The following is a 14013-nucleotide window of genomic DNA, read 5'->3' as shown; positions in this document are numbered from 1 at the left end:
TGACGCCGCGCTCCGTCATTCCCAATTCGTGCACGTCGGGTTTACCCGCAGGGGGCGGTCAGGCGGGCCGCGTTCGCCGTCGTGTCGTCGAGCGCCGCGTTCGCCGTCAGCTCGGCCTGCACCCGATCGCGGTAACGGGCCAGCTCCTCGGCCTTGGCGGCCTCGTCCCAGCTCAGTGTCTCGGCGACGAGGTCGGCGGCGACGGTCGCGGCTGCCAGGCCGCGGTCGGGGACCTCGATGGAGATTCGGGTGCGGCGAGTCAGGATGTCGTCCAGGTGCAGGGCGCCCTCGTGAGTGGCCGCGTAGAGCGCCTCGACGCCGAGGTATTCGGTGCCCGGCAGGGGCATGCCGAGTTCGGGTTCGCGGTCGATCATGGCGAACAGCTCCGCGGCCAGCGAGCCGTAGCGGGACACCAGGTGCCTGGCTGCGGCGACCGACAGGCCGGCCCGCTGCGCGACGCTATCGATATCCTCCAGCAGCTCGTGGTATCCGGCCGCGCCGAGGATCGGCAGTTTCTCGGTGATCGAGGGCGCCACGCCGCGCCCGAATCCCTCGACCGCGGCGTCGACGACGTCCGCTGCCATCACCCGGTACGTGGTGTATTTGCCGCCCGCGATCACGAACAGCCCCGGAACCGCCTGTGCCACAGCGTGTTCGCGCGAGAGCTTGGCGGTACTGGAGGACGCGCCGGACAGTAGCGGCCGCAGGCCCGCGTAGGTGCCGACGATATCGGCAGTGGTCAGGGGCTCGCGCAGCAGCGAATTGACATGGTCGAGGATGTAGCGCACGTCCGCGGCGCTGGCGACGGGGTGATTCTTGTCCAGCGACCAGTCGGTGTCGGTCGTGCCGATGATCCAGTGCTCCTGCCACGGGATCACGAACAGCACGCTCTTCTCGGTCTTCATGATCAGCCCGGTGTGCAGGTTCAGGCGCTCGCGCGGGACCAGGATGTGCACGCCCTTGGACATGCGCACGTGGAAGGGGAAATCCACACCGGTCATGGCGTTCATCTCGTCGGTCCACACACCCGTGGCGCTGATCACCGACCGGGCGCGGACCTGGTATTCCTGACCGGTCTCCCGATCGAGAATCGTTGCGCCGACGACCCTTTCACCGTCGCGCAGCAGACCGATCACCTTCGCCCGGGTCAACACCTTCGCGCCGTGCCGGGCGGCGGTGCGCGCCAGGGTCATGGTGTGGCGGGCGTCGTCGACCTGCGCGTCGTAGTAGCGGATCGCGCCGGTCATCGAGTCGCTGCGCAGCGCGGGCGCCATATCCAGAGCGCGCGAACGGCTCAGGTGCCGGTGCATGGGCAATGCCCGTGCGCCGCCCAGGGTGTCGTACAGCGCGACGCCCGCGCCGATGTAGGGGCGCTCCCAATGATGTTGCAGCGGAAACAGGAACGACACCGGATGCACCAGATGCGGGGCCAGCGTGTTCAGCAGCAGCCCGCGCTCCTTGAGCGCCTCGCGCACCAGGGCGAAATCGAGCTGCTCGAGATAGCGCAGACCGCCGTGGATGAGTTTGCTGGAGCGGCTGGACGTTCCGGCCGCGAAGTCACGGGCCTCGACCAGCAGAGTCGTCAGACCGCGCGAGGCGGCGTCCAGGGCGGCTCCGGCCCCGACCACACCGCCGCCGATGACGAGTACGTCGAGTTCCTGCTCGCCCAGTCCGGCAAGCGCCCCGGCGCGGTAGGTGGGATCCAATCGTGCGGTCATGCCCGTATTTCTCCTTGTGCCGATAACTTTCACAAAATCACAGGGCGAGGGCGCCCGACGGGGGCGCCACACTGCCGGGCGGACCGGTCCACTGTCATATCGCCCCGAATCGAGGGGACGAAACATTCGGCCGGTCCGCCGGGTAGGTGCGCACCGTCCGGCTGGGCGACGGTGCGCTACGTCGAGCGGACGCCCCTCACTCGTCGACGTCGACCCAGTTCAACGTCCGCTCGACGGCCTTCTTCCACCGCGCGTAACCCTTCTCGCGCTCGTCCTCACCGAGCGCGGGCTGCCAGCGCTTGGCCTCCTGCCAGTTCTGTTCGAGCTCGTCGGTGCTGTTCCAGAACCCGACCGCCAGGCCCGCCGCATAAGCCGCGCCCAGCGCGGTGGTCTCGGCCACCACCGGCCGCGACACCGGCACGCCGAGGAAGTCGGCCTGGATCTGCATGCACAGTTCGTTGGCGGTGACGCCGCCGTCCACGCGCAGCACGTCGAGTTCCACACCCGAATCGGCCTGCATGGCCGCGACGACGTCGCGGGTCTGATAGCAGATCGACTCCAGCGTGGCGCGCGCCAGATGCGCGTTGGTGCTGTAGCGGGACAGGCCCACGATCACGCCGCGCGCGTCCGAACGCCAGTAGGGCGCGAACAACCCGGAGAACGCGGGCACGAAATACACACCGCCGTTGTCCTCCACCTGCGCGGCGAGCGATTCACTCTGCGCCGCACCGGAAATGATGCCCAGCTGATCGCGCAGCCACTGCACCGCCGATCCGGTCACCGCGATCGAACCCTCGAGCGCGTACACCGGCTTCTGATCGCCGAACTTGTACGCGACGGTGGTGAGCAGCCCGTGCTTGGAGCGCACGACCTCCTCGCCGGTGTTCAGCAGCAGGAAATTGCCTGTGCCGTAGGTGTTCTTGGCCTCGCCCGGACGAAAGCACACCTGTCCGACGGTCGCGGCCTGCTGATCGCCCAGCACACCCGCCAGGGGCACCTCGCCGTGGAACGGGCCGCTGACGAGAGTCTTGCCGAACAGTCCGGGATTCGACGAGGGCACGATCCGCGGCAACATCGCGCGCGGAATTCCGAAGATGGACAACAGTTCCGGATCCCAGTCCAGGGTCTCCAGATCCATCAGCATGGTGCGACTGGCGTTGGTCGGGTCGGTGAGATGCACACCGCCGTCCACGCCGCCGGTGAGGTGCCACATCAGCCAGGTGTCGGTGGTTCCGAACAGAGCGTCGCCGTTCTCGGCGTCCTTCGCCACCCCTGGGACGTTGTCCAGGATCCAGCGCAGCTTGCCGCCGGAGAAGTAGGTGGCCGGCGGCAGCCCGGACTTGCGGCGGATGGTATCGCCGTGTCCGTTGCGCTCGAGCTCGGCGGCGATGCGGTCGGTGCGGGTGTCCTGCCAGACGATGGCGTTGCAGTACGGGCGTCCGGTGCGCCGGTTCCACACCACGGTCGTCTCGCGCTGGTTGGTCACCCCGACCGCGGCGAGATCGGCGGCGGTCAGATTGGCCTTGGTGAGCGTTGTCTCGATGACCGCGCGGGTGCGTTCCCAGATCTCGGTCGGGTTGTGCTCCACCCAGCCCGCGCGGGGCAGGATCTGCTCGTGTTCGAGCTGGTGACGGGCGATCTCGTTGCCGCTGTGGTCGAAAACCATGAAGCGGGTGCTGGTGGTGCCTTGGTCGATGGCTCCGACGTACTGCGTCATCGGACGTCCTTTCGGGAAAGCGAGTGTGCGGAAGGGTCTTCGGTACTCGAGATCAGAACACGAGGTGCGCGACGATGCCTGCGATTACGCCGCCGACGATCGGTCCGAGCACCGGAACCCATGCGTAGGACCAGTCGGAGTGCTTCTTGTACGGCTGTGCGGGGATCGCCGGTTGTTCCTGTGCCCCACTGCCTTCGCCGGCGCCGACGGTCACCGGCACCCGCGCGGCCGCGGCGGCGGGAACGAACCTCGTCGGCAGTACCGCGTGCGCGATGCGCGGCCCCAGATCGCGGGCCGGGTTGATGGCGTATCCGGTCGGGCCGCCCAGCGAGGCGCCGATGCCGACCACCAGCATCGCGACGGACAACGGGCCGAGCCCGGACGGCGTCTTGCCGGAGGCGAGCACGATGAACACCAGCACGAAGGTGGCGACCACCTCGGTGAGGAAGTTCCAGCCGTAGGAACGGATCGCGGGACCGGTGGAGAACACCGCGAGCTTCTTGTCCTCGTCGGGCTCGGCCTGGAAGTGCTGCCGGTAAGCCAGGAAGCAGACACATGCGCCCAGGAACGCGCCGACCAACTGCCCGGCCAGATAGGCGATGGTGTTGCCGAAGGTGATGGGGACCCCCGGCGCGTACTGGTGCGCGCCGCTGGCCAGAATGCCGAATGTCACCGCCGGATTGAGGTGTGCGCCGGTCTTGTAAGCGGCATAGACGCCCGCGAACACACCGAGCCCCCACCCGAAGGAGATCAGCAGCCAGCCGCCGTCGAATCCCTTGGATTTGGCTAGTAAGACATTCGCCACCACACCGGCGCCGAGCAGGATCAGCACGCCCGTGCCGAACGCCTCGCTGACGAATATTGTCCCGAAGTTCACCGTTGATCCTCCGTGAAAGAGCTGTAGGCCGCTACTGCGGCCTTGTCGGCAAACGGTACGAATCGCCCACTACCTCGGGAATCCGTCCCGTTCGACAATGCCGAACGGTCGGGCTTCTCGGCCATCGATCGGCGCGGTTAGCTTCACGCTCAGGAGGTCGTTATGTCGCAGGTCACATGCAGTCGCTGTGATGCGGTAGGGCGATCACCGATCGTTCGACATTGTCGAATAAAAATTTTCCAGATAGGTTTTTTCTCATGCCCGGTCCGATCCAATCGATCGAACGGGCCGCAGCCATCCTGCGGCTACTCGCCCATGGCTCCGGCCGCCTCGGGGTCGGCGATATCGCCGCCGCCCTCGACCTCGCCAAACCCACCGCACACGGCATCCTGCGCACCCTGCAGGGCGTCGGATTCGTGGACCAGGACGCCGCCACCGGTAAGTACAAGCTCGGCCCAGGGATTCGCCAGCTCAGCGCACCCGGTATGGACGCCAACGAGTTGCGGTCCTGGGCGATCAACTGGGCCGACTCGCTGGCCTCACGGACCGGTGAGGCGGTCCGGGTGGGCGCACTGACCGGCGGCACGCCCCACGCCGAGCACGCGGTCCTGGTGGTTCACCACGTCTTCCGGCCCGACAATTCCGAACAGGCCATGCACGTCGGTGAGCATCTGCCCCCGCACGCGACCGCACTGGGCAAGGTGCTGCTCGCGGCCGAACCCGATCTGGCCGCCGCGATCCGCCACAGCCGCCCGACTCCGCTGACCCACCGCACCCTGATCGACCGCGCGGCGCTCACCCGGGCGCTGACCGAGGTGCGGCGCAACGGGTGGGCCGGGGAGGTGGAAGAGTTCGAACGCGGTCACGCCGCGATTGCCGCACCCATCCGTGCCCGAGGCGGCCTGGTCGTCGGCGCGATCGGCATCACCGGACCCGTGGACAGGCTGTGCGGGTCGCAGCTTCGGCACCGGCCGGGACTGGTCACGCTGGTGCGCGATACCGCCCAGGCCATCTCGCGAGATCTGGTGACGGGGCATTGAGCACCGAGGGCACCGTCGTTCCCGCGCGCTTTTGGCGGAAATCCACCTGGTGCGCAACGAATTACGTTGAATCCCGGCCGGCAGCGCGCCGGGATGACGAAGGGACCGCGGGCCGATGACGCAACGATATGTCCTGGCGATCGACCAGGGCACCACCTCGACCCGGTGCATCCTGTTCGATCAGCGGGCGCAGCTGGCCGGGGTGTCCCAGCGCGAGCACCAGCAGTACTACCCGCGACCGGGCTGGGTGGAGCAGGACGCACTGGAGATCTGGCGCAATGTCGAGCGGATCGTGCCGCAGGCGCTGCGCAACGCCGGAATCGGCGTCGATCAGATCGTGGCGCTGGGCATCGCGAATCAGCGCGAGACCACCGTAGTGTGGGACCGGCGCACCGGGATTCCGATCGGGCACGCCATCGTCTGGCAGGACGTGCGGACCGAGGATCTGGTGGACGAGCTGAGCACACGCCCTGGCGCGCAGCGGATTCGGCAGCTGTGCGGCCTGCCGCTTGCCACCTATTTCGCCGCGCCCCGGCTGCGCTGGATGCTGGACACCACCCCCGGGCTGCGCGAGCGGGCCGAACGCGGCGAGGTGCTGTGCGGCACCATGGAGACCTGGCTGATCTGGAATCTCACCGGCGGCGTGGACGGTGGTGAGCACGTCACCGACGTCACCAATGCCAGCCGCACCCTGCTGATGAACCTGTCCAGCCTGAGCTGGGACGACGAACTACTGGAATTCTTCGGCATACCCGCCGCGTGGCTGCCCCGGATCCAGGCTTCGACCGCACCGCACGGGGTCACCACCCGGGTCGCGCCGGGTATCCGCATCGCCGCCGCGCTCGGCGATCAGCATGCGGCCCTGTTCGGCCAAACCTGTTTCGCCCGTGGGGAAACCAAATGCACGTACGGCACCGGCGGATTCCTGATGATGAACACCGGCGGTGAGATCGTGCAATCCACCCACGGCCTGCTCACCACGATCGGCTATCAGATCGACCGCGACCCGGTGTACGCGCTGGAGGGTCCGATCGCGGTGACCGGCTCACTGGTGCAATGGATCCGGGACAGCATCGGCCTGGTCAACAGCGCCCCGGAGATCGAAACCCTCGCGCGCACGGTCGAGGACAACGGCGGCTGCTGCATCGTCCCCGCCTTCTCCGGGCTGTACGCACCGCATTGGCGCAGCGACGCAAGGGGTTTGGTGATCGGACTGACCTCCTACATCACCAAGGGGCATCTGGCCCGCGCGGTGCTCGAGGCCACGGCGTGGCAGACCCGCGACGTGGTCGACGCGATGAACGCGGACTCCGGCCTGCAGGCCGCGACCCTGCGTGTGGACGGTGGAATGACCTCGAACAACCTACTGATGCAGATGGTCGCCGACTCCCTGGGCATCCCGGTGATGCGCCCGTTCGTGCCGGAGACCGTCTCCCTGGGCGCGGCGTACGCGGCCGGTCTCGCGGTCGGCTACTGGCCGGATCTGCAAGGCCTGCGCCACAATTGGCGCCCCGCCGGACGCTGGGCTCCACATATGGATCCCGCGCGCCGCGAGGACGAATACGACGACTGGAAGCGCGCGGTGCAGCTCAGCTTCGGCTGGGCCCGCAACCACCGCCGCAGCCACCTGCCCGCCACACCCTGACCCCATCAGCCGGACTGCCACGCCGATCGTCGACCGGAACGCGAGCGGATCAGGTTTACTCGTTGACCAAGCGGAGGCCGGGAGCGTGCGCCCGGCGGCGGTCGACCAGCCACACCATGATGCTCTGATCCATTGCGGGGTTGAGGGTTTCGATCTCCACCTCGACCTCGCCGCGCAGGGGGTGACGCAGCCGGACCGTGGCCGAACGGAAGTCGGTCATCCGATGCTCACGCCACCGGCGGGTGAACTCCGGGAAACGGTGCAGCGCCTCGATCGTCGCCGCGAGCTGTTGATCGTCGGACCACTGCGAACGGGCAGTTCGCAGCATGGAGGTCGTCACGTCCAGGGCGTTGGGCCAATCGACCCACCAGGTGTGCGCCTGCGGATGGCCGAACAGGTAGTGCGCCAGATTGACCTCTCCGCCGATGCCCCTGGCCTGGTCGTCCCCTATTCCGAGCGGTAGGACGAAATCGTGCCAGGCGGCGTTCCAGGCCAGCACGTTCATCCGCCGCCCGAGCAGGAAGGCCGGCGTGGGATGCAGCGCGTCGAGTACGGCCTGCACGGTCTCGGACACCCGCTCGTGGGCCTGTCCGCTGGACGGGCAGTTGCCTGCCACGTGATCCAGCCCGAGCGCCAGTTTGGCGAGGTGGTGGCGCTCGACCTCGTTGAGCCGCAACGCATCCGCCAGTGCGGCCAGGACCGAACTGGAGGGGTTGGTGTCCCGGCCCTGCTCGAGCCGGGCCAGATAGTCCACGCTCACGCCCGCCAGGGCCGCGACCTCCTCGCGCCGCAGTCCCGGCGTGCGACGGCGACGCCCCGACGGCAACCCGACCTCCTCGGGTTGCAGCTGGCCGCGACGGGCGATCAGGAATTCGGCGAACTCGTTCCGCACGGCCGCACTCGCGGACTGCGCCGCGGGCGTGGGCGCCGCAGGTGTGGGATCTGCCACACGAGCAGGCTTCACTGCCCCCTGTCTCCCCGCAACACCCTGGTAATCCACTTCACCATCCTGTCCGATCCGGGGTTCGTTATCCGCGCCCTGGCAGTACCAGGATAAGGGCGGTGTGGCTAAGCGGACCATGGTCCGGAAGGCTGTTCGGTATGACGACTTCCGAACAGACCCTCACCACCGGTGCATGGACCCTGGATCCGGCCCACTCCTCGGTCAACTTCACCGTACGCCACCTGGGCATTTCCAAGGTCCGTGGCCGCTTCAACAAGTTCGACACCAGCTTCGTGGTCGACCCGTCGGGCGCCGCCGCCACCATCGAGGCCACCGTCTACCTGGACTCCTTCGACACCGGCAACGAGCAGCGCGACGCACACACCCGCAGCGCCGACTTGCTGGACGTCGAGAAGCGTCCCACCCTGCACTTCAAGGCCCTCGAGCCGGTCCAGGTGGCCGAGGAGTTCGAGGTCACCGGCGAGGTCACCCTCGGCGGTGTCACCAAGTCGGTCACCCTCGACGTCGAATGGGGTGGCGTCCGGGAGCACCAGGACGGCAAGCGCCACGCCGGCTTCTCGGCCACCGGCACCATCAAGCGCACCGAGTTCGATGTCGCCCCCGGCCTCCCCAATGCCATGCTCAGCGACAAGATCGCCATCGAGCTGGACATCCAGCTCATCGAGCCCCAGGCCTGAGTCGTATCCCCCAAGGGCTGCCGCCGGACGTCAACGCCCCGCGGCGGCCCTTGTCGTCTCCGGACGAATCATGCCCCGCTGTGCATCGGATTCGCGAGAACCGGCCTCCCGCTACATTCTCCTATCGGATTTGGCGGAAACCGGATGTTCGGGACAACAAAATGTAGCGGTAGGCCGGGCAGATCGGGATCTGTAGCGCATCACCCCTCACCGCACCTTCGCAGGAGCCCGGTCGACCAGCCCGAGTCACGGCAGCAAACCCAGGCGGCGGGCGCGTACCACAGCCTCGTGGCGGGTGTGCGCGCCGAGCTTGGTCATCGCGCTGCGCAGGTAGCTCTTCACAGTTTCCGGTCGTAGCGAAAGACGTTGGGCCGCTTCGGTGTTCGTGCAGCCAAGGGCTATATGGGCCAGCACGTCCAGTTCGCGGGGTGTCAGGGCCGGTACGTCGTCCAGCAGATCGGGGCCCGACATCAGCCGCGCCACCCGGTCCGACAGGTCGCGCAGGCGGATTCGGGCCGCGGCGTCCCCCAGGGTCTGCGCGATGACGCGGATCTCGGTGTGAATATCGCGAAGCTGTTCGGTGACGACGACGTCCGGACCCGTCGGCGCCGCGGCGGCCTCGCGCAATCGCAGCCGCCGGTCGACCTCGTCGCGGATGGCCAGCTCCACGGCCAGCCGCCGCCCTGCCGCCCTGGCCAGGTCCGCGGCGCGATCCCCGATCGGGCCGGCATCACGGCTGGCGATGTACAGGACCGCGCGCGATAGGCCGCCCACCACCACCGGCACGCCGACGACCGCGCGCAGGCCCTCGGCCAGCACGGGGACGTCGTAGTGATGGGTGATCGTGGACGCGAGCCGATAGTCCGCTACCGAGGTCAGGCGTTTGCTGGCCACGGCCATGCCGCCGACCCCGGAATCCGGCCGTACCAGCAACCCGCGCATCGCGCTGGTCCGGGTACCCAGGAACTCCGACAGCGTCAGGCTCCCCTCGTCGACTTGGCCGCCGAATACCACCGGCATCCCGGATACGGCGGCGACCTGCCGAAGTTCGGCGCGCAGCGCGTCGGAGTCGCGAGGGCGGAGTACATCCATCGCGGTCCCCTTTCGTCGGATCCGAGCAGCGGGGCCGCGACCCTGCCCGCCCGGATGGCCCACCCCCTTTCGGGGGTAGCGGAGCAGAGATTGTGAGCTGGATCCTAATAGTGTGAGTACCACCACGGGCCGAGTCGAGTCGGCCAGTTACACACACGGGACCTTCGACGAGCCGTTGCTGGGCGACACCATAGGCGCCAACCTGGACCGTATCGTCGCGATTCACGGCGATCGCGATGCGCTGATCGATCGCGGCACGGGGGTGCGGTGGAGTTACCGGCAGTTCGCCGCCGAGGTGGACGCCGCCGCGCTGGGTCTGCTGTCGGCCGGCATCGGCAAGGGCGACCGGGTCGGGATCTGGGCGCCCAATCGGGCGGAGTGGACGCTCGCGCAGTACGCGACGGCGAAGATCGGCGCGATCCTGGTGAACATCAACCCGTCCTACCGCAGCCACGAGCTGACCTACGTATTGCGCCAGGCCGGAATCCGTATGCTGATCTCGGCGCGGGAATTCAAGACCTCCGATTACGCCGGCATGATCGAGCAGGCCCGGCCGGAATGCCCTGAGCTGCAACAGGTGATCCTGCTCGACGGGCCGGACTGGGACGCCCTGCTGGACGCCGGCCGCCGCGCCGATCCGGCGGAACTGTCCGCCGCGCAGGCGGAACTTTCCCCCGACGATCCGATCAACATCCAATACACCTCGGGCACAACCGGATTCCCGAAGGGCGCGACGCTCTCGCACCACAACATCCTCAACAACGGATACTTCGTGGGCGAACTGTGCGGATACACCGCCGAGGACCGGATCTGCATCCCGGTGCCCTTCTACCACTGCTTCGGCATGGTGATGGGCAATCTCGCCGCGACCAGCCACGGCGCGGCGATGGTGATCCCGGCCCCGGGCTTCGACCCGCGCGCCACCCTGGAGACCGTCGCCGCCGAGCGCTGCACCTCGCTGTACGGGGTGCCGACGATGTTCATCGCCGAACTGGCCGAGGCGGATTTCGACACCTTCGATCTGTCCAGCCTGCGCACCGGGATCATGGCCGGATCGCCATGCCCGGTCGAGGTGATGAAGCAGGTCATCGAGCGAATGGGCATGTCCGAGGTGTGCATCTGCTACGGCATGACCGAGACGTCACCGGTGTCCACGCAGACCCGGCGCGACGACTCGCTGGTCCAGCGCACCGCTACTGTCGGCCAAGTGGGGCCGCACCTGGAGGTGAAGATCGTCGACCCGGCAACCGGTTTGACGGTGCCGCGCGGAGAGCCGGGCGAATTCTGCACGCGCGGTTACTCGGTGATGCTCGGCTACTGGGATGATCCCGAGAAGTCCGCCGAGGCAATCGACTCCGCGCGCTGGATGCACACCGGCGACCTGGCGACGATGGACTCCGACGGCTACATCGCCATCACCGGGCGGATCAAGGATATGGTGATCCGCGGCGGGGAGAACATCTATCCCCGCGAGATCGAGGAATTCCTCTACACCCATCCCGACATCCTCGACGCCCAGGTCGTGGGCGTGCCCGACGAGCGCTACGGCGAGGAACTCGTGGCCTGGGTGCGGATGCGATGGGGAGTGGCGCCACTGGACGCACCGGCACTGCGCGAGTTCTGCACCGGTCGCCTCGCGAACTACAAGATCCCCCGCTACGTGCATGTGGTGCAGGAGTTCCCGATGACGGTGACCGGCAAGATCCGCAAGATCGAGATGCGGGAGGTGTCCGCGCGGCTGTTCGGCGCGGACACGGCGCGCGATGGCGCGAAGATCCAGACAGGAGACGTGGAATGACCACGAACACAGAGCTCTACCGCGCCTCGCGGGATCAACTGCTGTCCACGGCGACCGATTACGACGCAGCCCTGGCGAACTTCGCCTGGCCGCAGCTGAGCGGCCGATTCAATTGGGCCACAGACTGGTTCGACGTGATCGCCCGCGACAACGACCGCCTCGCGCTGTGGATCGTGGAGGAGGACGGCCGCGAGCGGCAAGTGAGCTTCGCCGAGATGGCCGCGCGCTCGGACCGCGTGGCGACCTGGCTCGCCACGCTCGGCACGGCCAAGGGCGATCGGGTCCTGCTGATGCTGGGCAACCAGGTGGAGCTCTGGGAGGCGATGCTGGCGGTGTGGAAGCTGGGCGCGGTCGTCATGCCCACCACCGCCGCCCTCGGCCCGGAGGATCTGGCCGACCGAATCGAGCGCGGCGCAGTCCGTTTCGTCATCGCGAACGCCGTCGACGCCGCCAAATTCGACGGTGTCGACGGCGACTACGAACGAATCGCGGTGGGCGAGCAGGCGCCCGCTGGATGGCACGTCTACTCCGACGCGGACGCCGTGGAATCCGCGGGACCGTTCGAGTCCGTCACCGACGTCGCCGACGAGCTGCTGGTGTACTTCACCTCCGGCACCACGAGCAAGCCGAAGATGGTGCGGCACACCCAGATCAGCTATCCGGTCGGCCATATGAGCACCCTGTACTGGATCGGCGCGCGCCCCGGCGACGTGCACCTGGCGATCAGCGCACCCGGCTGGGCCAAGCATGCCTGGAGCTGTCTGTTCGCGCCGTGGATCGCCGAGGCGACGATCTTCGTCTACAACTATTCCCGCTTCGACGCCGCGGCCCTGCTCGGACAGCTGCGCCGCGCGCAGGTCAACACCTTCTGCGCGCCGCCCACGGTGTGGCGCATGCTGATTCAGTCCGAGCTCGGCGAGCGGCCCCCGGCCATGCGCGAAATCCTGGGCGCCGGTGAGCCGCTCAACCCGGACGTCATCGCGCGCGTGGAAAAGGCGTGGGGCCTGACGATTCGCGACGGCTTCGGGCAGACCGAGACCACGCTGCAGGTCGGCAACACCCCCGGCCAGCCGGTCAAGGCGGGCTCGATGGGCCGTCCCGTGCCGGGAGTGCCTGTGGTGCTGGTGGATCCGATCACCGGCGAACTCGCGGACGAGGGCGAGATCTGCCTGGATCTGAACGCGGATCCGGTCAACCTGATGACCGGCTACCTGGGCGATCCCGAGCGCAATGCCGCGGCGATGGAGGGCGGCTACTACCACACCGGCGACGTCGCCAATCGCGACGCCGACGGCTACATCACCTATATCGGCCGCACCGACGACGTCTTCAAATCCTCGGACTACAAGGTCTCGCCCTTCGAACTGGAGAGCGTGCTGATCGAACACCCGGCGGTGGTGGAGGCCGCGGTGGTCCCGCAGCCCGACGACACCCGCCTGAGCGTCCCCAAGGCGTACGTGGCGCTGGCGGCGGGCTGGGCGCCCGACGCCGACACCGCCCGATCCATCCTGGAGTACGCCCGCGACCACCTCGCACCCTATCTTCGGGTGCGGCGCGTGGAGTTCTACGAACTGCCCAAAACCATCTCCGGGAAGATCCGCCGGGTGGAACTGCGACGGCGCGAAGAGGCGGCGCATGCGTCGGGTTCGGGAATCGAGTCCGAATACCGCTACGAAGAGCTACTGTCGGGCACACGATCGGACACATGATTCGATTGCTATATCCGCTGGCGTAACCAAGATCTCCAGTGGGTATACGCTTTTGAGGCCGAAGTTGGCGCGTTTGCCCGAAAGTGGCGTGTTTCGGGCTAGCAACCATACCGTCCAGCACATAAGACTGTGCCTGATGGTCGCAGCCATGTGATCGACAGTCGACGTCCCGAGTTTGATTGGAGATTGCTTTGCCCCAGCACACCGCGTTTCCGCACCACGGGTCCCGACGTATCGGGCACGAGCACACGTGCGAGAGCGCGACCGCTTATGTCATCGCCGCACTCGAGGCCAAGGGGACCGCGACCCGCGACGACTTCGACGTGCCCGCCATCGTGGCCGCCTCGCACGCGGTCGCGGAGAGCTGGGACATCGACTCGCTAGAACCAGCCACGTTCTGGAATATCGCGGCGACCCACATCAAGGCCTGAAACGGGGTTCGTCGGGCCGCCCCGGCTCCACCTCCACCATCGAACGCGCCCGCGCCGCGACGCTCCACCGCTGCGCGGCGCGGCGCATGGAGGCGGCGTCGGAGTAGCCCAGCAGCGCGGCCTGCCGGGCCGGGCCCACCGGTCCGGCGGCCGTCGCCCGGCGCAGCCGCGCCCGATCGAGCTCCTGCCGCCAGGTGGTGCCCGCCTCGGTGAGCCGCCGCTGCAACGTGCGCGGGCTCGTGGCCAGGTGACGAGCCACCCCTTCCAACGACGCCTCCCCCTGCCCCAGCGCCTCGGCCAGCGCCGCGGCGACCCGTTCGGGCCAGGCGGCGGCCAGCGGGGGCG

Annotated in this window: 12 protein-coding genes; 6 read left to right on the top strand and 6 right to left on the bottom strand. The window is 68.0% G+C overall.

The window, feature by feature from the left end; genetic code table 11:
* Nucleotides 1–41: 41 nt before the first annotated feature.
* The 3 genes from glpD to JZ791_RS32835 all read right to left on the bottom strand — a co-directional run bounded on the left by glpD (nucleotide 42) and on the right by JZ791_RS32835 (nucleotide 4312).
* Complete coding sequence (gene glpD / locus JZ791_RS32845) at nucleotides 42–1718, bottom strand: glycerol-3-phosphate dehydrogenase (RefSeq protein WP_216899829.1); 1677 nt, start codon at nucleotides 1716–1718, stop codon at nucleotides 42–44.
* 196 nt (nucleotides 1719–1914) lie between these two features.
* Entirely contained in the window at nucleotides 1915–3435 is a 1521-nt protein-coding gene (gene glpK, locus JZ791_RS32840; RefSeq protein WP_216899827.1) for a glycerol kinase GlpK, read from the bottom strand.
* Nucleotides 3436–3487: 52 nt separating this feature from the next.
* A complete protein-coding gene (locus JZ791_RS32835) occupies nucleotides 3488–4312 on the bottom strand; it encodes an MIP/aquaporin family protein (RefSeq protein ID WP_216899825.1) in 825 nt (274 codons plus the stop codon).
* 257 nt (nucleotides 4313–4569) lie between these two features.
* Here JZ791_RS32835 and JZ791_RS32830 point away from each other — a divergent pair, with 257 nt between their 5' ends.
* Together JZ791_RS32830 and glpK (JZ791_RS32825) are read left to right on the top strand one after the other, a co-directional pair.
* Complete coding sequence (locus JZ791_RS32830; protein ID WP_216899823.1) at nucleotides 4570–5352, top strand: IclR family transcriptional regulator; 783 nt, start codon at nucleotides 4570–4572, stop codon at nucleotides 5350–5352.
* A gap of 115 nt (nucleotides 5353–5467) precedes the next feature.
* Nucleotides 5468–6997 (top strand): glycerol kinase GlpK, encoded by a 1530-nt coding sequence (gene glpK / locus JZ791_RS32825; RefSeq protein WP_216899821.1) that lies wholly within the window; start codon nucleotides 5468–5470, stop codon nucleotides 6995–6997.
* Nucleotides 6998–7052: 55 nt separating this feature from the next.
* On the opposite strand, the gene JZ791_RS32820 is transcribed toward glpK (JZ791_RS32825), so the two are convergent.
* Nucleotides 7053–7946, bottom strand: a complete 894-nt coding sequence (locus JZ791_RS32820) for an MmyB family transcriptional regulator (RefSeq protein ID WP_308163219.1) — start codon at nucleotides 7944–7946, stop codon at nucleotides 7053–7055.
* 152 nt (nucleotides 7947–8098) lie between these two features.
* Here JZ791_RS32820 and JZ791_RS32815 point away from each other — a divergent pair, with 152 nt between their 5' ends.
* Nucleotides 8099–8638 carry a YceI family protein gene (locus tag JZ791_RS32815; protein ID WP_216899819.1) on the top strand — a complete coding sequence of 180 codons (540 nt, stop codon included), beginning with the start codon at nucleotides 8099–8101 and terminating at the stop codon, nucleotides 8636–8638.
* A gap of 246 nt (nucleotides 8639–8884) precedes the next feature.
* On the opposite strand, the gene JZ791_RS32810 is transcribed toward JZ791_RS32815, so the two are convergent.
* Nucleotides 8885–9730, bottom strand: coding sequence for a response regulator transcription factor (locus JZ791_RS32810; protein WP_216899818.1), 846 nt, complete (start codon nucleotides 9728–9730; stop codon nucleotides 8885–8887).
* Nucleotides 9731–9842: 112 nt separating this feature from the next.
* Between JZ791_RS32810 and JZ791_RS32805 the strand changes: the two genes are divergently transcribed.
* From JZ791_RS32805 to JZ791_RS32795, 3 genes are all read left to right on the top strand, one after another.
* A complete protein-coding gene (locus JZ791_RS32805; RefSeq protein ID WP_216899817.1) occupies nucleotides 9843–11528 on the top strand; it encodes an AMP-binding protein in 1686 nt (561 codons plus the stop codon).
* Nucleotides 11525–13237, top strand: a complete 1713-nt coding sequence (locus JZ791_RS32800) for an AMP-binding protein (RefSeq protein ID WP_216899816.1) — start codon at nucleotides 11525–11527, stop codon at nucleotides 13235–13237. Before JZ791_RS32805 ends, JZ791_RS32800 begins: the two co-directional genes overlap by 4 nt.
* A gap of 191 nt (nucleotides 13238–13428) precedes the next feature.
* Complete coding sequence (locus tag JZ791_RS32795; RefSeq protein ID WP_254206736.1) at nucleotides 13429–13668, top strand: hypothetical protein; 240 nt, start codon at nucleotides 13429–13431, stop codon at nucleotides 13666–13668.
* Here JZ791_RS32795 and JZ791_RS32790 read toward each other — a convergent pair.
* The coding region (locus tag JZ791_RS32790; protein WP_498049409.1) for a helix-turn-helix domain-containing protein at nucleotides 13658–14013 on the bottom strand (356 nt) is incomplete at its 5' end. The two genes, JZ791_RS32795 and JZ791_RS32790, sit on opposite strands and share 11 nt — an antisense overlap.

Origin of the sequence: Nocardia alni (assembly GCF_019038435.1) — a bacterium.
Taxonomy (GTDB): Bacteria; Actinomycetota; Actinomycetes; order Mycobacteriales; family Mycobacteriaceae; genus Nocardia; species Nocardia alni.
The sequence above is the reverse complement of the archived record's forward strand: the minus strand, read 5'-3'. Positions and strand labels throughout refer to the sequence as shown.

Bases quoted from the DNA above. Each gene is read 5' to 3' on its own strand.
- JZ791_RS32815 (WP_216899819.1), top strand. From the start codon at position 8,099: ATGACGACTTCCGAACAGACCCTCACCACCGGTGCATGGACCCTGGAT.
- JZ791_RS32800 (WP_216899816.1), top strand. From the start codon at position 11,525: ATGACCACGAACACAGAGCTCTACCGCGCCTCGCGGGATCAACTGCTG.
- glpK (WP_216899827.1), bottom strand. From the start codon at position 3,435: ATGACGCAGTACGTCGGAGCCATCGACCAAGGCACCACCAGCACCCGC.
- glpD (WP_216899829.1), bottom strand. From the start codon at position 1,718: ATGACCGCACGATTGGATCCCACCTACCGCGCCGGGGCGCTTGCCGGA.
- glpK (WP_216899821.1), top strand. From the start codon at position 5,468: ATGACGCAACGATATGTCCTGGCGATCGACCAGGGCACCACCTCGACC.
- JZ791_RS32810 (WP_216899818.1), bottom strand. From the start codon at position 9,730: ATGGATGTACTCCGCCCTCGCGACTCCGACGCGCTGCGCGCCGAACTT.
- JZ791_RS32830 (WP_216899823.1), top strand. From the start codon at position 4,570: ATGCCCGGTCCGATCCAATCGATCGAACGGGCCGCAGCCATCCTGCGG.